The organism is Mesorhizobium sp. B2-6-2, from assembly GCF_006440615.1.
Lineage (GTDB): Bacteria > Pseudomonadota > Alphaproteobacteria > Rhizobiales > Rhizobiaceae > Mesorhizobium.
In genome coordinates, this window is sequence record NZ_VFUG01000032.1 from 1 (window position 1) to 18,576 (window position 18,576).

The 18,576-nt window shown below is 66.0% G+C and carries 15 protein-coding genes and 1 pseudogene; 4 read left to right on the top strand and 12 right to left on the bottom strand.

The annotated features are described in order from the left end of the window. Positions 1-238: 238 nt before the first annotated feature. The 6 genes from FJ419_RS29980 to FJ419_RS30005 form a co-directional block, all read right to left on the bottom strand. Positions 239-1,117 (bottom strand): SMP-30/gluconolactonase/LRE family protein, encoded by an 879-nt coding sequence (locus tag FJ419_RS29980; RefSeq protein ID WP_140700759.1) that lies wholly within the window; start codon positions 1,115-1,117, stop codon positions 239-241. After that, a complete protein-coding gene (locus FJ419_RS29985) occupies positions 1,114-1,749 on the bottom strand; it encodes a 2-dehydro-3-deoxy-6-phosphogalactonate aldolase (protein WP_140700760.1) in 636 nt (211 codons plus the stop codon). Before FJ419_RS29985 ends, FJ419_RS29980 begins: the two co-directional genes overlap by 4 nt. Further along, positions 1,746-2,681: a 2-dehydro-3-deoxygalactonokinase gene (locus FJ419_RS29990; RefSeq protein WP_140700761.1), complete on the bottom strand. Its 936-nt coding sequence runs from the start codon at positions 2,679-2,681 to the stop codon at positions 1,746-1,748. Before FJ419_RS29990 ends, FJ419_RS29985 begins: the two co-directional genes overlap by 4 nt. Continuing rightward, positions 2,678-3,445, bottom strand: coding sequence for an SDR family oxidoreductase (locus FJ419_RS29995; protein ID WP_140700762.1), 768 nt, complete (start codon positions 3,443-3,445; stop codon positions 2,678-2,680). The genes FJ419_RS29990 and FJ419_RS29995 overlap by 4 nt, the downstream gene beginning before the upstream one ends. 540 nt (positions 3,446-3,985) lie before the next feature. After that, the gene (locus FJ419_RS30000; RefSeq protein WP_140700763.1) at positions 3,986-5,335 is read right to left on the bottom strand and encodes an EAL domain-containing protein; all 1,350 of its coding nucleotides are present in this window, start codon (positions 5,333-5,335) and stop codon (positions 3,986-3,988) included. A 246-nt stretch (positions 5,336-5,581) separates the two neighbouring features. Then, a complete protein-coding gene (locus tag FJ419_RS30005; RefSeq protein WP_140700764.1) occupies positions 5,582-7,378 on the bottom strand; it encodes a GtrA family protein in 1,797 nt (598 codons plus the stop codon). A 128-nt stretch (positions 7,379-7,506) separates the two neighbouring features. Here FJ419_RS30005 and FJ419_RS30010 point away from each other — a divergent pair, with 128 nt between their 5' ends. The 4 genes from FJ419_RS30010 (at position 7,507) to FJ419_RS30025 (ending at position 11,842) form a co-directional block, all read left to right on the top strand. Then, positions 7,507-8,511 (top strand): glycosyltransferase, encoded by a 1,005-nt coding sequence (locus FJ419_RS30010; protein WP_140700765.1) that lies wholly within the window; start codon positions 7,507-7,509, stop codon positions 8,509-8,511. A gap of 11 nt (positions 8,512-8,522) precedes the next feature. Next, positions 8,523-8,897, top strand: a complete 375-nt coding sequence (locus tag FJ419_RS30015; protein WP_140700766.1) for a GtrA family protein — start codon at positions 8,523-8,525, stop codon at positions 8,895-8,897. A 324-nt stretch (positions 8,898-9,221) separates the two neighbouring features. Next, entirely contained in the window at positions 9,222-10,163 is a 942-nt protein-coding gene (gene gshB / locus FJ419_RS30020; RefSeq protein WP_140700767.1) for a glutathione synthase, read from the top strand. Positions 10,164-10,312: 149 nt separating this feature from the next. After that, entirely contained in the window at positions 10,313-11,842 is a 1,530-nt protein-coding gene (locus FJ419_RS30025) for a YifB family Mg chelatase-like AAA ATPase (protein ID WP_140700768.1), read from the top strand. Positions 11,843-11,871: 29 nt separating this feature from the next. Here the strand turns inward: FJ419_RS30025 and FJ419_RS30030 are convergent, their stop codons facing one another. The 6 genes and pseudogenes from FJ419_RS30030 to FJ419_RS30060 form a co-directional block, all read right to left on the bottom strand. Further along, positions 11,872-12,459, bottom strand: coding sequence for a TetR/AcrR family transcriptional regulator (locus tag FJ419_RS30030; protein WP_140700782.1), 588 nt, complete (start codon positions 12,457-12,459; stop codon positions 11,872-11,874). A 13-nt stretch (positions 12,460-12,472) separates the two neighbouring features. Next, positions 12,473-13,054, bottom strand: coding sequence for a DUF308 domain-containing protein (locus tag FJ419_RS30035; RefSeq protein ID WP_140700769.1), 582 nt, complete (start codon positions 13,052-13,054; stop codon positions 12,473-12,475). Positions 13,055-13,183: 129 nt separating this feature from the next. Beyond that, positions 13,184-15,352 carry a malate synthase G gene (locus tag FJ419_RS30040; protein ID WP_140700770.1) on the bottom strand — a complete coding sequence of 723 codons (2,169 nt, stop codon included), beginning with the start codon at positions 15,350-15,352 and terminating at the stop codon, positions 13,184-13,186. Positions 15,353-15,659: 307 nt separating this feature from the next. Continuing rightward, on the bottom strand, positions 15,660-17,681 hold the full coding sequence (locus FJ419_RS30045) for a hydantoinase/oxoprolinase family protein (RefSeq protein ID WP_140700771.1): 2,022 nt from the start codon (positions 17,679-17,681) through the stop codon (positions 15,660-15,662). A 215-nt stretch (positions 17,682-17,896) separates the two neighbouring features. Continuing rightward, positions 17,897-18,004 (bottom strand): annotated as a pseudogene (locus FJ419_RS31355) (DUF559 domain-containing protein); the annotation flags it as partial. 228 nt (positions 18,005-18,232) lie between these two features. Then, positions 18,233-18,535 (bottom strand): cupredoxin family copper-binding protein, encoded by a 303-nt coding sequence (locus FJ419_RS30060; RefSeq protein WP_140700772.1) that lies wholly within the window; start codon positions 18,533-18,535, stop codon positions 18,233-18,235. Between the last annotated feature and the right edge of the window lie 41 nt (positions 18,536-18,576).

An 18,576-nucleotide genomic window follows, 5' to 3' on the forward strand; every position in this document is an offset into this window, starting at 1 on the left:
GCCTGTCCGAAAGGACGACCAAGATCCACTCGGCCTCCTTCCCACTTCAACCATACACCGGAATCAACACACAGGATTCCAGGGTCTGCGCGACGCCGCTTCGCGGCTGCTCCGCCCTGGAATGACGAGGTTGGGAGCCTTCGGCCAATCTCCAGGGTTTGCGCTGATTTCATGGAACGAGCGGGAAAGCTCGCCCCTCGTCAAAACGGCGATCTTTCAAAACCCCTGTGTCGAGGAATTATGCGATCAGCACGCGCGGCTCGAAGCGGCCCCAGACTGGAATGTCGAGCAGGAAGATCATGCCGGCCTGCGGGTCGAGGGCACGCTGCCTCTCGTCCTTGCCTTTCCAGGCGGAGGTCACTGCCAGCCGGTCGGCTTTCTGGCCGACAAAGGCCGGGCAGGAAGCCTGCGTCACCGGCATGGCGATCTCGCGCAGCAGCGTGCCGTCGGGGGAATAGGCCTTCACCGCCTTGCCGCCCCAGACGGCATTCCACAGCACGCCGTCGCGGTCGACGACCGAACCGTCGACATAGCCCTTCGAAGAACGATGATCGACGAACACTTTCACTTCGCCGGCCGGCAGGCCGGTCGCCGGATCGCAGGCGACGCGCATCAGAAGCCCGGTCGCGGTGTCGGTGTAGTAGGCGATTTTGCCGTCCTCCGAGAAGCAGATGGAATTCGAGACTGTGATGCCCGAAAACAGCCGGCGCAATTCGCCCTTGAAGAACCAGTAGATCGATCCGGCTCCCTTCTGCTCGTCCTTGCCCATTGTGCCGGTCCACAAGGCGCCGCAGGGATGAACGCGCGAATCGTTGGAGCGCGTCAGCGGATTGTCGGCCTCGATCGGCGTGTGCAGCGTCAGCCTGCCGGTCTTGACGTCCCGAACTTGCAGGCCGATCTCGGTGGCAATGAGCTGCCGGTCGGCGTCGATGACCGCGATGGCGCTGGCCATGACGCCGAGATCATGCACTTTCAGCGCGCCGGCGAGCGGCTTTTCCAGAAGCTTGCCGTTGACGATGTCGAACCAGAACAGCGTGTCGGTGGCGGGATCGTAGCTCGGGCCCTCGCCGAGCTCGCAGATATGGTCGGAAAAAACCGAAACGCCGTCCATTGTCATCCTCCGAAGGCTTCGTCCCAGGCGGCGACCGCGGCGCGGGCGCGCTGCGCCACGTCCTCGACGCTCGCGCCCGGCTTGTAGAGGCTCGATCCCAGCCCGAAGACGCTGACGCCGACCGCCTTGTAGCCGGCAAAGTCCTTGTCCGAAACGCCGCCGACGGCACCGACAAGCGTCGTTGCCGGCAGCACGGCGCGGATCGCCGCGATGCCGCTCGATCCAAGCACGCTTGCCGGGAAGAATTTCAGCGCCGAGGCGCCGAGCCGGATCGCCTGGAAGGCTTCGGTCGGCGTGAACACGCCAGGCATCGTCACCATGCCGTATTGCATGGCGCGGCCCATGACCTCGGCATCGATGTTGGGGCTGACCAGCAACTTGCCGCCGGCCTTGTGCAAGGCGTCGACGTCTGTCGCCGTCAGCACCGTGCCGGCGCCGACCAGCGCGCTTTGCGGCAGCGCCTCGACCAGATCGGCGATGGAGACGAACGGCTCCGGCGAATTGAGCGGCACCTCGATCGCCTCGATGCCGGCGTCGTGGATCGCCCGGCCGATCGCCACCGCCTCGGACGGCTTCAGGCCGCGCAGGATGGCGACAAGCCCGCGCCTGAGCTTCGGGAAGGGTGCGGTCTGGCTCATGAAGCGCCTCCAATCATGCCGTTCTCGCGCGCGGCTTCGACAAGGCCGGCACGCACCGCTTCATCGGCGTCCACGCTGCGAAAGGCAAGGCCGGCTAGGCCCAGCGCTGTGCCATAAAGCTCGGCCAGCGTGCCCGAGGCGATGAGCACCACCGGCGCTTCGCTAACGCCATAGCGCCGCCTTGCCGAGGCGATCTCGCCGCCGATCAGCAGGCCGGATAGTGAGGCCGCCGCGTCGTTGGGCTGCAAATCCTGCAGAAGCCCGGCGGCGCGGATGGCAAACAGTTTCGAGGTGACGTCGCCGCCTTCGCCCAAAGCCCGCTCGCACCATTGCCGGAAGAACGGGCTGTCCGCGGCGACAGGCGCCGGGTGCTCGCCCAGCGAATGTTTCAGGATCGAGTGCGTGGCCAGCACGGAAAATAGTTCCCCGGTCGGCCAGGTGCCGAAACCTTCGACCACGCCGTCCGCGACCGCGACCCATTTGGAATGCGTGCCAGGCATGCAGACGAGGTGGCGTCCCTTTGCCGGCAAACCGGCGCCGGCAAGCTGGGTTTCCTCGCCGCGCATCACATCGGGCGCGTCGGCCAGGCGCTGGGCGAGGCCGGGCACGATGCGGATGTCGCGGCTCGCACCCTCGATGCGGGCTGCGCCGCGCAGAATCGCGCCGATCGGCGCCGGCACGGTGACGTAAGGCGCCTCGATCCAACCCTGCCGGGAACCGGCCATGCCGCAGATGATGACCGGCAACATGTCCGGCGCGCCCATGGCGGCAAGATGGCCTTCCAACACGTTCGAAAAGCCCTTTTCGCGGGCGGTGATCAGCCCGTCGTCGCCGCGCCGCTCGGCAAGCACCTTGCCCGAGCCGTCGAGCAGCCAGGCCCTGAGCCTGGTCGTGCCCCAGTCGAGCGCAGCGACCGCTGGTGCCGGGCTCACAGGAAACCTCCATCGACGATCAGCATCTGGGCAGTCAGCATGCGCGAGGCGTCCGACGCCAGGAACAGCACCGTGCCGACCATGTCGTCGGGTTGCATGACATCCTTGATGCACTGCTTGGCGACATGGGCGGCGAGCGCCTCGTCGGTGACCCAGAGCTCGCGCTGGCGCTCGGTGATAACCCAGCCTGGTGCCACCGCGTTGACGCGGATGCGGTCGGCGCCGAGCTTGCCGGCGAGACCTTTCGTCAGGCCGAGAATGCCCGCCTTGGCCGCTGTGTAGGCCGGCATATCGGGGTGGTTGATCAGATAGGAGGTGGAGGTGAAGTTGATGATCGAGCCGCCGCCGGCCCGCTTCATGCCGGGCGCCACGGCCTGGGCGGTGAAGAAATGCGGGCGCAGGTTGATCGCAAGGTTGTTGTCCCAGAATTCGACGGTGACGTCTTCCACTGCGTGACGCTCGTCGAGCGCGGCATTGTTGACCAGCACCGTGACGTCGCCATGCGCCTCGGCCGCCTTCGCGGCGGCGGCGCGCAGTGCCGCGATGTCGCGCAGATCGGCGCTGAGGTAGAGCGGGCGGCGGCCGAGCTCCTTCTCCAGCCGGTCGGCAAGGGCGGTGCTTGGCTTGTCGGCGATGTCGATGAAAGCGACGTTGGCGCCCTGCCGCATAAAGCCTTCGGTGAGCGCGGCACCAATGCCGGAACCGCCGCCGGTGATCAGCACGGAGGCGCCGTCGAGGTCGGCGAAACGCGCCGATGGCATCATGATCTGTTCTCCCGTTTGGCCGGCGCGCATCCTAGCCAGACAAAGCGCGGGAGCAAGCGGGAAACGTCGGATTTCCGGCGTTATGTCTGACAAATGATCGGCACACCGCCAAAGCAGCGCCGGCCGGTCTTCCGAACAGCCGGAAAGCTCTAGTTCCCCGACACAGGGATTTTGAAAGGTTGGCGTTTGTCTTGGTGCAAGATTTTCCGTTCATTTGCGTGAAATCAGCGCAAACGCCGGAGATTGGTTGAAGCCGCCCTCAACGTCGTCATTCTATGGCGGAGCAAGGAGCGAAGCGACGCGGCCGCAGACCATAGAATCCATTCCGCGACTTGGAAGCGCCGCCGCGGTGCAGAATTCTGCTCCGTTGCACGCCTTGGCGAAGGTAACGGCATGGATTCCAGGGTCTTCGCGACGGAGCTTCGCTCCTGCTCCGCCCTGGAATGACGACCGCGATGGGCGTTTCGGCCAATCTCCAACGCATGCCGCCTGCCAACGCAAACAGAGCCGACGGCCAAAATCCCTGTACCGGGGGACTAGTCAGATCGCCTTGGCGTGCAGCGCGCCACGATAGGAATCGCGCAGATAGCCGAGCGTGGCGTCGGCATCGACCGGCTTGCCGAACAGATAGCCCTGCCCGCCTGCGCAGCCGAACTGGACGAGGCGGTCGGCCTGCGCTTCGTCCTCGATGCCTTCGGCGACAACATCCATGCCGAGCCCTTCGCACATTGCGAGAATGGCGCGGATGATGTGCTCCGAGGGCCGGTCGTCGAGGATGGAGGAGACGAAGGCGCGGTCGATCTTGAGCTTGTCGAAATGGAACTCGCGCAGGCGGCCGAGCGACGACTGGCCGGTGCCGAAATCGTCGAGCGAGACGCGGATGCCGACGCGGCGCAGGTCCTCGACGATCTTCTCGGCCGAGGCCGGATCGTTCATCAGGCCAGTCTCGGTGATCTCGATCTCAAGCCGGCGTGGATCGAAGCCGGTGCGGTCGAGGATGGCCAGGATATGCAGGCCGGTGTTCTGGTCGACGAGCTGCGAGGGCGACAGGTTGAAGGACAAGAACAGTTCCTTCGGCCAGCTGCGCGCCGCCTCGGCCGCCTTGCGCAGCACCAGCTGCGACAGCGGGCCGATGATGCCGCGTTCCTCGGCGATCGGGATGAAGACGGATGGCGGCACGACGCCGAGGTCGCGGTCGGTCCAGCGCGCCAGCGTCTCGAAGCCGATGGTGCGGCGGCTGCTCAAGTCGACGATCGGCTGGAAATGCGGTTCGACTTCGCCGGCCGAGACGGCGCGCCGCAGCGCCTGCTCGATGCGGGTGACGCGCTTGGCCGCCTCTTCCATCTCGCGGGTGTAGACGACGACGCGGCCGCGGCCCGAACGCTTGGCGTGATAGAGCGCAGTCTCGGCCTTGTTGAGGAGGATCTCGGTGGTCTCGTCGCCGGAATAGAACAGCGAGCACCCGACCGAGGCCGAAAGCCTCGCGGTGCGCTCGCCGACATCATAGGGCGCCGACAATATCTCGATCAGCATGCGCGACGTCTCGGCCGCCTGCTCCTCCGAGAACACCATCGGATAGAGGTAGGCGAACTCGTCGGCGCCGATGCGGCAGACGGTGGAATAGCCGTCCATCGAAGCGCGCAGCCGCATAGCCACCTGGATCAGGATGTCGTCGCCGGCCTTGTGGCCGAACAGGTCGTTGATCGGCTTGAATCCGTCGAGGTCGAGGATGCCGACGGTAAAGGGCGCGGGATCGTCGGCGCGGTCGCTGATCAGGCGATCGACCTTGTCGAAGAAGCGACGATGGTTGCCGAGCCCGGTCAACGAATCCGTGAAGGCCAGATCCGTGTTTTCCTTGCCTGGCTGGCCGGTGCCAAACGTCGTTTGCATCACGCCTCTGTTCTGATGTCGGTATTTAAGGCCAGAGTGGCAGCAAAGCGTTTAGGAAAAGTATCGGGAAAATCGATTTTCCATCGTCCAGAAGCTGCTTGGCTCGCCGGCGGCTCAGCTTTGGACAAGAAATGGTAACCCAACCTCCAATATTCGTTTATGCATAACTTCTAATAGAAGTATCGAACGGTCTCCTGTGGAATGCAATTGCGCAGCGAAGGCCGTTTCGCACCTTCGGGAATTGCTTTAGCCAGCTTGCTTAATGCGATAGAGCTCGATCGGGCTGCCCTTCTCGCCAACCGGCTCGAGCCAGTCCGGCACGGAGCCGCGCAGCAGGCCGGCAAGGAAACCCTGCGGCGCCTTCCGGGTCAGGATCAGGGTCTCGACATTGCCGGGGCAGATGGCGACGAGGCCGACGCGATGCGCCTCGACGATTGCCCGCGCGTCATCGGCCGAGCCGAGAAAGGCGTCCAGCACCAGGAGATTGCCGGCGACGTTGCGGTGATAGGGGCCGGCGAAAACGCGATGGCCGCTATAAGCGAGCACCGGCGCTCCGAGATTGGAGATCGTCAGCACGGTGGTATCGGCCATTCCGCCGAGAGGCGCAAAACTGGCCTTCTTCTGGCAAGTCCTGTCCGAGGCGCCGCCGTCGGCGACGGCCTTGCCTTTCTCGAACGCCACCGAGGCGGCCGCGGCGACGCCCGTCCAGACCGGGTTAATTGAGACCAGCCAGACGGCCGCAAGGCGCAGCGCCACGCCGAGCGAGGAGCTGGTTTCGGCCCGCGCCCGCCATTTGGCGATCCAGGCCGACAGCGGAACGACGGCAAAGGCGATCGAGAAGGTGGTGCCGCGCACCTGCCAGGCGCCGACCGCGAAGGCGACGACGAGCAGTGGCGCAACGAGGCTGTCCTGCCGCCGCCAGCCGCCGCGGCGCAAGTGCCGTGCCATCAGGACGATCGCGACCAGCGGCGTCGCGTAACGCGCCGCCACACGCGCCGGATCGCGGACAAGCAGCGCGAACAGCGACTGGGCCTCATCGATATGGTCGAGCCACAGTTCCTTGAGGCGCGGATCGAGGGAGGCATAAGGCGCGGAGAGGCATTGCGGGAACAGCACCGCCACGACCACGCCGAGCACGACCCCCAGAAGGGCAAGCGACCCCAGCCTGCGCGGCCAGCTGCCGGCGGCGGGCTCGACGGAGGCGATTGCAGCAAGCCCCACGCCGGCAATGGCCGCGACGACGAACTGCGCGACGGAGAAGGCGTCGCACTGCGCCACGCCCCATGCGTAAGGCGGAACGGTGACGGCGAAGACAAGCGCCGCGACACCGGCAAAGCCAAGGCCGAAATCCCGGGCGATCGCCCGTTCGCCGCCTGGATCGGCGACGAACAGCAGCGCCACGCAAACGCCGATGGTGGCGACGTAGGGCAGGGTTTCCATGCCGACGGCGAGCGTCAGCGCGGCGCAGAGGCCGGACAACAAGGCGGCCCAGCGTCGGGAAGGCGCCTCGAGCAGCAAAGCGAGGCTCGCCATGGTGAGCATCAGCTGGGCGTTGTGGTGGTCGAGCGCGCCGGGGTCATAGATGCCGATGAAATAATAGCCGGCTGCGCCGATCAGGATGGCCGGCAGCACCGCGCCGCCACCGCCGAAGCTGCGCGCGGCGCGGGCGGTGAAGAACAAGGTCGACCAAAGGAGCAGCGCCGGCCACAGCACCTGCGCCACGTCCTCGCCGAGCGGCCTGCTGCCGGTGAGCGCCGAGGCGGCAAGCGCGATGGCGGCGATCGGCGCGTCGACCAGCCGCGACCAGTGCATGACGAAGCCGCCTTCCAGCCCCATCCGGTATTGGTGCAGGTCGAACCAGCCCTGGCCGGCCAGCAGGTCGCGGACCTCGACGAGGCGCAGCAGATTGTCGTTGTCGCCGCCGGCATCGGTCAGTTGGCCAAAACCGGCCCATGCATCGACGGCGAAGGCGAGCAGGGCGGCAAGCAGCGCCAGCGCCAGATCGGACTTCCAGGCGGCGGCGCCGGTCTCGGCTGTGCCCATTGCGGTGGCCTTTGGAGGGAGAGGATCGGTTTTAAACCTAGCCTTAACGGCTTCAATAAATAGTAAAACGGCTCGACGGGGCCGGCATGAGGACGGCCGGAGGCTGGATCGGGCGTCCGGAGACAGACATGCCGCATGCAGTCCGCCACGAGCCGGTCATCGCCGTGCTCCTGCCTTGCTACAATGAGGAGCTGACGATCGGCGAGGTCGTGCGGCGCTTCCGCGAGACGCTGCCCTCGGCCGCGATCTATGTCTATGACAACAATTCCAAGGACCTCACGGCGCTGAAAGCCCGCGCCGCCGGCGCCGTCGTCGTGCGCGAGCCGCGCCAGGGCAAGGGCAATGTGGTGCGGCGCATGTTCGCCGACATCGACGCGGATATCTATGTGATGGCCGACGGCGACGGCACCTATGCGCCGGAGGATGCGCCGCAGCTGATCAACGTCCTGCAGACCGAGCGCTCCGACATGGTGGTGGGCACCAGGCGCGGCGTGACCGACGATGCCGGCCGCAACGGTCATGCTTTCGGCAACCGCATCTTCAACCGCCTCTACAAGGGTCTGTTCGGGACCGACTTCACCGATATCTTCTCCGGCTACCGGGTGTTTTCGCGCCGCTTCGTCAAAAGCTTTCCGGCCGTTTCCGGCGGCTTCGAGATCGAGACCGAGATGTCGGTGCATGCCTCGCAGCTCAAGCTGCCGGTGAGCGAGATCGCGCTCGATTACGGCCGCCGCCCTGAAGGCTCGTCGTCGAAGCTGTCGACCTTCCGCGACGGCGCCAGGATCCTGTGGATGTTCGCCATGCTGGTGAAGGAGACGCAGCCGCTGCGCTTCTTCGGCACGTTCGCGCTGTTCTTCCTCGCGGCCAGCATCGGCCTGATGATCCCGGTGCTGGTCGAGTTCGCGCAGACGGGGCTGGTGCCGCGCATGCCGACCTGGGTTCTGTCGATCGGCATGCTGCTGTTGGCCATGCTGTCGATGATGACCGGGCTGATCCTCGATTCGGTGTCGCGCGGCCGGGCCGAGCAGAAGCGCATCTTCTATCTGTCGATTTCCTCCGGCCGCGCCGAGCGCAGGATATCCGGGCAGGCCTCGCCCAAGGGCGAGCCGGGCAAGGCCCCACGGGCGGCCTAGGGGGCGGCATAGTGGACCGCCTCGTCCGCTTCATCCTTACCGGCGGCATCGGCTTTGTCGCCGACGCAGCGGCGCTCTGGCTGCTGCTTGCCGCCACGCCACTCGGCCCGATGGCGGCGCGTGTGCTGTCGATCGGCTTCGCGCTCTGCGTCACCTGGCAGATCAACCGCCATCTGACCTTTGCGCCGTCGAGCCGGGGCATCGCGCAGGAAGGCGCGCGCTATGGCGGTGTCGGCGTCGCCACCGGCATCGTCAACTATCTGATCTATTGCGCCGTCCTGTTCACCCTGCCGGCGCTGCCGCCGCTGGCGGCGCTGGCCTTTGCCTCGATCGTCGCGATGGCGCTGTCCTTCCTCGGCTACTCCAGGCTGGTCTTCGACCGCTGAGACCGTTTGGAAATTCTACTCGGGCGGCCATCTGATGGCGTTTTCTGCGCTACTGCAGCGCCGCGCGTCCTCTTGGACGCGCAAAGGACGCTGCAGCAATTTTACTTGGCGCATGATCCTTTCCGAAAATCGATTTCGATTTTCTTGTCATGCGCAGGCTCACGGACCCAAATGTCCGCTCCGCTCCGGTTCTCGAAATCACCACCATATGACTCGCCAGAGCGAATTTCGAAACAGTCTCTGAGCTTCTGCACCAAGCGAGCACGATTGGCAGGCGCCGCCGATTTCCTTATATCGGGCGTCTGAGTTCCCCGGAGACCGCAAATGCCGTTGAAGATCGCCGTCCAGATGGACCATGTCTCCACCGTGTCGATTGCCGGCGACACCTCCTTCGCGCTGTCGCTGGAGGCGCAGCGGCGCGGCCACAAGCTTTTCCACTACACGCCCGACCGGCTGTCGATGCTGGGCGGCAAGGTGTTCGCGCGCCTCGAGGAGATGCAGGTGCGCGACGAGAAGGGCAACCATTACGCGCTGGGCGAGAAGGTGCGCACCGACCTCTCCGAGATGGACGTCGTGCTGCTGAGGCAGGACCCGCCCTTCGACATGAACTACATCACCACCACGCACATATTGGAGCGCATCCATCCGAAGACGCTGGTGGTCAACGACCCGGCCTGGGTGCGCAACAGCCCGGAAAAGATCTTCGTCACCGAATTCCCGGACCTGATGCCGGAGACGCTGATCACCAAGGACCCCCAGGAGGTGGCGGCCTTCCGCAAGGAATTCGGCGACATCATCGTCAAGCCGCTCTACGGCAATGGCGGCGCCGGCATCTTTCATCTGCACGAGGCCGACCGCAACCTCGCCTCGCTGCTCGAAATGTTCGGCCAGCTGTTCCGCGAACCCTATATCGTCCAGCGTTACCTGAAGGACGTGCGCAAGGGCGACAAGCGCATCATCCTGATCGACGGCGAGCCGGTGGGCGCCATCAACCGCGTGCCGGCCGAGCACGATTCGCGCTCCAACATGCATGTCGGCGGCCGCGCCGAGAAGACCGAGCTGACGGAGCGCGAGCGCGAGATCTGCGCCCGCATCGGACCGGCGCTCAGGGAGCGGGGCTTCATCCTCGTCGGCATCGACGTGATCGGCGACTACATGACCGAGATCAACGTGACCTCGCCGACCGGCGTGCGTGAAGTGCAGCGTTTTGGCGGCGCGGATATCGCCAGCCTGTTCTGGGATTGCGTTGAGGGCAAGCGGGGGTAATCCTTCGCGGCGGCGCCGTCGGAAACGAACGACGCGCGATGTTCCCGTAATGTTCTTGCCTAAGCCACAAATCTGTGGTTGTCTGGCGTGAGGTCTTGCGCGGCCTGATCGCAGCGCCGCGCGGGAGCCGGCATCCGGGGGCTTGAAAGATGGTGGCGCGGGTTCGCACGGTGGCTTTCCAGGGCATCGAGGCTTTGCCGGTCGATGTCCAGGTGATGGTCGGGCCGGGCAAGGTCGGCATGCAGATCGTCGGCCTGCCGGACAAGGCGGTGGCCGAAAGCCGCGAGCGCGTGCAGGCCGCGCTGCATGCGTCGGGCCTGTCGATGCCGTCGAAGAAGGTGACGGTGAACCTCGCGCCGGCCGATCTGCCCAAGGAAGGCAGTCATTACGACCTGCCGATCGCGCTCGGCCTGATGGCGGCGCTCGGCGCCATTCCGGGCGACATGCTCGCCGGTTACGTGGTGCTTGGCGAATTGTCGCTCGACGGCACGATCACGGGCGTCGCCGGCGCGCTGCCGGCGGCGATCGGCGCCAATGCCGAAGGCAAGGGCCTGATCTGTCCCTTCGCCTGCGGCCCGGAGGCGGCTTGGGCAGGCAAGGATTTCGACATATTGGCGCCGCGCAGCCTGATTGCCGTCGCCAACCATTTTCGCGGCACGCAGGTGCTGTCGCGGCCCGAGGCCGGCATCCAGCTTGCGGCGCGCGACCTGCCGGATCTCGCCGACATCAAGGGCCAGGAGAGCGCCAAGCGGGCGGTCGAAGTGGCTGCCGCCGGCGGCCACAACCTGCTCATGGTCGGGCCGCCCGGCTCGGGCAAGTCGATGCTGGCGCAGCGCCTGCCCTCGATCCTGCCGCCGCTGGCACCGAAGGAGCTGCTCGAAGTGTCGATGATCGCTTCCGTCGCGGGCGAGCTCGGCGAAGGCAAGCTGACCGACCGGCGGCCGTTCCGCGCCCCGCATCATTCGGCCTCGATGGCGGCGATGGTGGGCGGCGGGCTGCGCGCACGTCCGGGTGAGATCTCGCTCGCCCATCACGGCGTGCTGTTCCTCGACGAGTTGCCGGAATTCACGCCGCAGACATTGGATGCGCTGCGCCAGCCGCTGGAAACAGGCGACTGCATGATCGCGCGCGCCAACCACCGCGTCACCTATCCGGCGCGCATCCAGCTGGTGGCGGCGATGAATCCGTGCCGCTGCGGCATGTCGGGCGAGCCCGGCTATCGCTGCCTGCGCGGCGACCGCTGCCGCACCGAATACCAGGCGCGCATTTCCGGCCCGCTGCTCGACCGTATCGACCTCAGGATCGAGGTGCCGGCAGTCTCGGCCAGCGACCTGATCCGGCCGGACAAGGCCGAGACAAGTGCTTCGGTGGCGCAGCGCGTGGCGCGTGCGCGCGCCATGCAGCGCGAGCGGTTGGAAAGACTGGGCGCGGGCGCCACCACCAACGCGCACTGCCCGCCCTCGATCATCGAGGAGATCGCCAAGCCCGATAGCGCCGGGCTGGCGCTGCTCAAGGACGCCAGCGAAAAGCTCGGCTTTTCGGCGCGGGCCTATCACCGCGTGCTGAAGGTGGCGCGCACGCTGGCCGACCTCGACGCCAGCGAAACCGTCGGCCGCATCCATCTGGCCGAGGCGATCTCCTATCGGATGAGCGCGGAGCGCATGGCACAGGCGGCGTGACCGCAAGCGAGCCTGGCTTTCGTCCCTCTTCAATCTCGAGCCGGGATCAGCTTCTGCAGCGTCGGCGCCAGGATCATGCCGAAGGTCAGGACATCGCCATAGGCCCGCGCGGAAATCATCGCCCCGTGCACGGTCGCCATGAAGGCCTCCGCTTCGACGCGCGGCGCGGCGGCGATCGTCAATGTGCCTTGCGCGGCGCCGCGCTCGATGACGCCGGTCAGCCACCGCGAGAGAAATTGAAAATAGGCTCGGACCTCCGCGGCCACCTCAGGCGGAAGGGCCGGAAGCTCGCTGGCAAGCAGCGCGCAGACGCAGATCGGCCTGCTCGCGTCCTCGATGCACTGCGCCCAGAAGCCGGCATAGGTGCGCAGCAACTGAGGCGGCGCAGGCACACTGCGCTCTAGCTCCGTCATGCCCGTCACGGCATCCTCGAGGTAGCGCTTGACCAGGGTTTGCACCAAGTCGACCTTGCTCGGGAAATGATGATGGATGCTGGCTTTGCGGATACCGACCACGTCGGCGATATCGGCGTAGCTGAACCCGTTATAGCCGCCGGCGACGATGAAGCTTCGCGCGGCGGCCAGTATGTCATCGGCGGTGTTCGAGGGCTTGTCCATGGACATGCCTACCTCAACTCGCGACCTGCCGCGACTTGCGAAGAATATCGCCGACGGAAAGCCACACGGCGGACACGAGGAAATAGAAGGCACCGAAAGCGGCATAGGGAGCCACGTTGGCGATGCCGATGGCATCGGCGCCGCGCGCCATCTTGACGAAGAACAGGCCGGCCAGCGCCGATTGCGCGCCGCTCAGGATCATCGCCCATTGGGCGCCGTTGCTCTTCCAGCGACGCACCGCGGTGAGAAGCTGAAACGCGCCGGAGACGACCGCCCAGACCCCATAGACCGCGAGCATCGCATTCATGCTGCGGCCAAGCGCGATAGCGACCGCGATCGCGGTGAGAATGCTGACGGCGAAATTAAGGAGCTGCGACTTGTTGCGGCCCAAGCCGCCGCTGCGCTGCGCGTCGATATAGTTCGCGAGCGCGTCCCAGGCAGGGTAGGCCACCAGCATGACAGCGGCGAGCGGCGGAACCGACCTGGCGACGGTGAAGGCTACCGCGACCCAGGCCGCCGACACGGCAAACCGCAGAAAATAGTAGCTTTTGAGCCAGCCGTTTGAGGACTGGGCATGGTTCATTCGTGCAGGCATGACGGTTCCTTTCATTCATTGCCTACCAACTAGTAGGTAGATTGAAAATCGTCAATGCCTTGCGGGCCGGTCGCCGATCACCTCGATATCTCTTTTATGTGATCGGCGCCGCTTGCGCCCGCGGGCGCGTTACTGCTCGCGCGCCTTCAGCTCCAGCCGCCGCTTATGCAGCACCGGCTCCGTATAGCCGTTGGGCTGCACCGTCCCCTTGAACACCAGGTCGCAGGCGGCCTGGAAGGCGATGGAATTGTCGAAGTCCGGCGCCATCGGCCGGTAGAGCGGGTCGCCGACATTCTGGCGGTCGACGATCGCCGCCATGCGTTGCAGCGAATCCCTGACCTGGATTTCCGAGCAAACCTTGTGGCGCAGCCAGTTGGCGATGTGCTGCGAGGAGATGCGCAGCGTGGCGCGGTCCTCCATCAGGCCGACATCGTTGATATCGGGCACTTTCGAGCAGCCGACGCCCTGGTCGATCCAGCGCACGACATAGCCGAGAATGCCCTGCGCGTTGTTGTCAAGCTCGCGCTGGATCTCGTCCGGCGTCCAGTTCGGCCGCACCGCTACCGGCACCGACAGGATGTCGTCGAGCTTTGCCTTCGGCCGGTTCTTCAGCGCCGCCTGCACGGCGTGCACGTCGACCTTGTGGTAGTGCGTCGCGTGCAGCGTGGCGGCCGTCGGCGACGGCACCCAGGCGGTATTGGCGCCGGCCTTGGGATGGACGATCTTCTCAACCAGCATCGCCGCCATCAGATCCGGCATCGCCCACATGCCTTTGCCGATCTGGGCGTGGCCGGCGAGCCCGCATTCCAGGCCGATATCGACATTCCAGGCCTCATAGGCGGAAATCCAGGCGGCCTGTTTCATGTCGCCCTTGCGGATCATCGGGCCGGCTTCCATCGAGGTGTGGATCTCGTCGCCGGTGCGGTCGAGGAAACCAGTGTTGATGAACACCACGCGCTCTCTTGCGGCGCGGATCGCTTCCTTGAGGTTGACGGTGGTGCGCCGCTCCTCGTCCATGATGCCCATCTTGATGGTGTTCTTCGCCATGCCGAGCAGCGCTTCGACGCGATCAAAAATCTCGACGGCGAAGGCGACCTCTTCCGGCCCGTGCATCTTCGGCTTCACCACATACATCGAGCCGGCGCGGGAATTCATCCGCCGGCCGTTCGGGCCGACATCGTGCAGCGCGATCAGCGCGGTGAGCGCCGCATCCATGATGCCTTCCGGCACCTCGTTGCCGTCACGATCCAGGATCGCCGGATTGGTCATCAGGTGGCCGACATTGCGCACCAGCATCAGCGAGCGGCCGGGCAAGGTGATCGTGCCGCCCGCGCGTGAAATGTAGCTCCGGTCGGCATTGAGCTTGCGGACGAAGGTCTTGCCGCCCTTGGTGATCTCTTCCGCGAGGTCGCCCTTCATCAGGCCGAGCCAGTTGCGGTAGACGACGACCTTGTCCTGCGCATCCACGGCGGCGACCGAATCCTCGCAGTCCTGGATGGTGGTCAACGCGGCTTCGAGGAGGACGTCGGCGATGCCCGCCGGATCGGTCCTGCCGATCTGGTTGGCGCGGTCGATCACTATTTCGATATGCAACCCGTTCTTGACCAGAAGCACCGCTTCCGGCGTGGCGGCATCGCCGCGATAGCCGACGAACTGCCTTGGATCGGCGAGCGTCGTGGCGCCGGCGCCCTCGCCGGCTTTCAGCGCGCCATTCGCCACCGACAGCCCATTGACGCCCGCCCATTTGCCGGTGGTCAGCGGCACCGAGTGATCGAGAAAATCCTTCGCCCAGGCGATCACCTTGGCGCCGCGCGCCGGATTGAAACCCTTGCCCTTCTCGGCGCCGCCGGTTTCGGCAATGGCGTCGGTGCCGTAGAGCGCATCATAGAGCGAGCCCCAGCGCGCATTGGCGGCGTTGAGCGCATAGCGCGCATTCATCACCGGCACGACCAGCTGCGGCCCGGCAACGACGGCGATCTCGGGATCGACATGCTCGGTCGAGACGCTGAAGGCCGGCCCTTCCGGCACCAGATAGCCGATCTCCTTGAGGAAAGTCTTGTAAGCCTCCATGTCGAGCGGCGCGCCGTTCTCACGATACCAGCCGTCGAGCTTCTCCTGCATGGCGTCGCGCTTGGCGAGCAGCGCGCGGTTCTTCGGCGCGAGGTCGTGGACGATCGCTGAAAAGCCGGTCCAGAATTTTTCCGGATCGATGCCGGTGCCGGGCGTGGCCTCCGCGGCCACGAAGTCATGGAGCTCCCGGGCAATCCGCAACCCGGCGATCTCGATGCGGTCGGTCATCTGCACGTCTCCAGATAGGTGGCTTGCCGGGCGTTTGGCATGTTTGGGGTTGCGGGGTCAATTCAGCTTAGGGTGTAGGGAGGATTTGGCGGGGCGGCGAAGCTGCTGATCTCCCCCCTCGTGGGGGAGATGCCCGGCAGGGCAGAGGGGGGCGCGAAGGAACGCCAACCTTGTCACTCTCTATCCCGTGCAAATGTCACCCAGACTGGCTGTCGGAGAGGCGGAAGAACGGAGACGCTGGCGGGACAGCGCCCCCCCTCTGGCCTGCCGGCCATCTCCCCCACAAGGGGGGAGATTACGCTCTTCCTCACACCGCAATCCGCGGCCGTCCCGACGCCACGGCCACCACATGCGCCTCGATGAACATGCGCTGGCCCTCGATGGTCGATACCTTGAACTCGGTGGAAACGTGGATCTCAGCACTGTCGGTGCCTGCGTCCTTGGCGCGATCGGCGGCGAGCGCCCGCACATCGGCTTGCGCCGCCTCGATCGCCTTGTCCTCCTCGGTGAAGTCGCGCACCGTCTGGCCCGAGGCCAGCCTAAACAGGCCTTCCTTGGGCTGGCTGACGCGGGCTTCGGCCGAGACGCGCACCTGGCCGACCACGGCGCCGAGCGCGTTGGCGACATCGGTGTCTTCCGGCACGATGCAGCCATTGCCGACCAGCGGCGGCAGGCCGGCATAATGCAGCGGCGCCGAGGCGCCGAGGCCGATGACCGGGCGGTCGAGCGCGACGGTGAAGCGGGCGATGCCGGGATGGGCGTCGACGGCGCGCTGTACCAGCGCATGCGCGACGGTGGCGGCGCCGTCCAGCCCGTCCTCGGCGAAGGCGGTTTCCAAAATGTATTCGGCCGACCAGCGGGTCAGCGTGACGAGCACGCGAGCGGAAATCTCCTCCGGCGTCGCCGCGATCGTCTGGCCGCGGCCGTCGCGGCGGCGGGCGAAAAGCTCGGCACCGAGCCGGGCGGTGGCGGCGTCCCAATTGGCCTGTTTTCCCAGCACATGGGCGGCGTCGGACGGCGTGAAGCCCGAGATGTGCACCAGCCCGCGCGCGACCAGCCGGTTCAGCGTAGCGTTCTGCGCATTCGAAGCGAGCAGCCTGTCGAGCGCTAGCGGGGTGGCGCCGATCGTCTCGTAGAGCTTCGCTTCCGGACCGGTGAGGCCGGCGGCGAGCCGCTCCGGCACGCCGGTGCGCAGGGCAAAGCGCCCGTCCATGCGGCCGGGATTGGGCGCTCGCAGCTGGCGCTCCAGCTCGGTGGTGACCGCCTCGCCATGCACCATGCCGGACAGCGCCAGCGGCACCAGGCGGCGCGGCCCAAGCAGGATTTTTGGGTCGAGCGCGCCGCCTTCCAGCGTCACTTCCGAATCGCCGCCAAGGCCGAATGTGCGCATGGCGACGGCTTCGACCATGGTGCGGAAGCCGCCGACGGTGGCGCCTTCCGGATCGAGCCGCGGCCGGCCGCCATCGAGCACCGCGACATCGGTGGTGGTGCCGCCGATATCCGAGACCATGGCGTCGTCCAGCCCGGTCATGTGGCGGGCGCCGACAAGGCTGGCGGCCGGGCCGGACAGAATCGTCTCGATCGGCCGCTGACGGGCAAAGGCCGCCGAGACCAGCGCGCCGTCGCCGCGCACCACCATCAGGGGTGCGGCAATGCCGCGTTGGCCAAGAAAGCCCTCGGTCGCCGCGACCAGCCGGTCGATCATCGAGATTAGGCGCGCGTTGAGCAAGGTGGTGAGCGCGCGGCGCGGGCCGCCGAGCTTGGCCGAAAGCTCGTGGCTGGCGGTGACCGGCAGGCCGGTCTTGTTACGGATGAGGTCGCGGGCAGCAAGCTCATGCGCCGGGTTGCGGGTGGCGAAATAGGCGCAGACGGCAAAGCCCGACACTGAACGCCCAAGTTCCGGCAGCGCCGCCTCGAGCCCGATAAGGTCGAGTTTCGCCGCATTGCCGTGCACGTCATGGCCGCCGGGCAAGAACACCACCGGGTCGGTGCCTAAAGCGGCCTTTAGCCCATCGCGGGCGAGGTCGGCCTCTGAAAAGCCGATCATCACCAGCGCCACGCGCCCGCCCTGGCCTTCCACCAGCGCGTTGGTGGCCAAGGTCGTCGACATCGAAACCAGTTTTATCGAGACCGGATCAGTCCTGGATTGTTCCAGCACCGCGTCGACCGCGCCGGAAATACCGACGGCGAGGTCATGGCGCGTGGTCAGCGACTTGGCCTTGGCCAGCACCTTGCCCTTGGGGCCGCCTTCCTCCGACCACAGCACCGCGTCGGTGTAGGTGCCGCCGGTGTCGATGCCGAGGAAGAGAGGGTGAGGCTTGGCGGTCATTTTGGAATGGCGGTCCGGGGTCGAGGGCTTTGTTGGGAAGCCCTTAGCCGATACGCGCCGGCGGATAAAGGCGGGAGGGATGGGCCAGTGAGGTTAGCCAATCTCCCCCCTCGTGGGGGAGATGCCCGGCAGGGCAGAGGGGGGCGCTGTCCCGCCGACCTGCCGCACTATTCGGATGGACTTCCGAGCCCGGTCACGATCACGATATGCTGGCACCGATGGGCACGAAGCTCGTTCCAAAGCTTCAACTCGGCTGCTGTCATCACCTTGCGCATTGATCTGGCGTTGGCGCGGTGTTTTGGCGGCAGCGGTGTATGGAGCATTTGGATCGCTCGGTGATTGTTAAGGTTCGCGCTCTACGGCGCCCCCCTCTGTCCTGCCGGACATCTCCCCCACGAGGGGGAGATTGGCAGCTCCAACGCCTACCCCATGAATCCACCCTCATCTGGCTCCCATCACAAAACCGCTTGTTCGCCGAATGGCCGCAGCGGCAGAGGAACACCTTGGTGGTGCGGGCAACGGGTGGAGATTGGCGGTTCCGCGGCCGCCGCCTATTTCGCCGTGACGGTGCCCGTCATCGAGCTGTGGATCGCGCAATGGAACGGATGCGCGCCGGCGGCCGATATCTTGACCTTGGCGCGCTTGCCCTTCGCGAGTTGCCCGGTGTCGAAGGAACGGTCATCCGCCGTGGCGGTGTGCGTCTTGGAATCGGCGTTGGTGAAGGTCACGGTGTCGCCAACGGCGACACTGATCTTGGCCGGGTGGAATTTCATGTCCTTGATCTCAACCGCGTGGTTTGCGGCCAAGGCGGGCATTGCGACGGCAAGCAAGGCAAGGGTGAGCATGGTGCGCATGGTGGATTCCTCCTCAGAGTCCTCCCCCTAAGCTAAGGCGG

Excerpts from the sequence above, each read along its gene's own strand:
- FJ419_RS29980 (WP_140700759.1), bottom strand. The coding sequence starts at position 1,117 with ATGACAATGGACGGCGTTTCGGTTTTTTCCGACCATATCTGCGAGCTC.
- FJ419_RS29985 (WP_140700760.1), bottom strand. The coding sequence starts at position 1,749 with ATGAGCCAGACCGCACCCTTCCCGAAGCTCAGGCGCGGGCTTGTCGCC.
- FJ419_RS30025 (WP_140700768.1), top strand. The coding sequence starts at position 10,313 with ATGGTGGCGCGGGTTCGCACGGTGGCTTTCCAGGGCATCGAGGCTTTG.
- gshB (WP_140700767.1), top strand. The coding sequence starts at position 9,222 with ATGCCGTTGAAGATCGCCGTCCAGATGGACCATGTCTCCACCGTGTCG.
- FJ419_RS29995 (WP_140700762.1), bottom strand. The coding sequence starts at position 3,445 with ATGATGCCATCGGCGCGTTTCGCCGACCTCGACGGCGCCTCCGTGCTG.
- FJ419_RS30045 (WP_140700771.1), bottom strand. The coding sequence starts at position 17,681 with ATGACCGCCAAGCCTCACCCTCTCTTCCTCGGCATCGACACCGGCGGC.
- FJ419_RS30040 (WP_140700770.1), bottom strand. The coding sequence starts at position 15,352 with ATGACCGACCGCATCGAGATCGCCGGGTTGCGGATTGCCCGGGAGCTC.
- FJ419_RS30005 (WP_140700764.1), bottom strand. The coding sequence starts at position 7,378 with ATGGGCACAGCCGAGACCGGCGCCGCCGCCTGGAAGTCCGATCTGGCG.
- FJ419_RS30000 (WP_140700763.1), bottom strand. The coding sequence starts at position 5,335 with ATGCAAACGACGTTTGGCACCGGCCAGCCAGGCAAGGAAAACACGGAT.
- FJ419_RS30060 (WP_140700772.1), bottom strand. The coding sequence starts at position 18,535 with ATGCGCACCATGCTCACCCTTGCCTTGCTTGCCGTCGCAATGCCCGCC.
- FJ419_RS30010 (WP_140700765.1), top strand. The coding sequence starts at position 7,507 with ATGCCGCATGCAGTCCGCCACGAGCCGGTCATCGCCGTGCTCCTGCCT.
- FJ419_RS30035 (WP_140700769.1), bottom strand. The coding sequence starts at position 13,054 with ATGCCTGCACGAATGAACCATGCCCAGTCCTCAAACGGCTGGCTCAAA.
- FJ419_RS30030 (WP_140700782.1), bottom strand. The coding sequence starts at position 12,459 with ATGGACAAGCCCTCGAACACCGCCGATGACATACTGGCCGCCGCGCGA.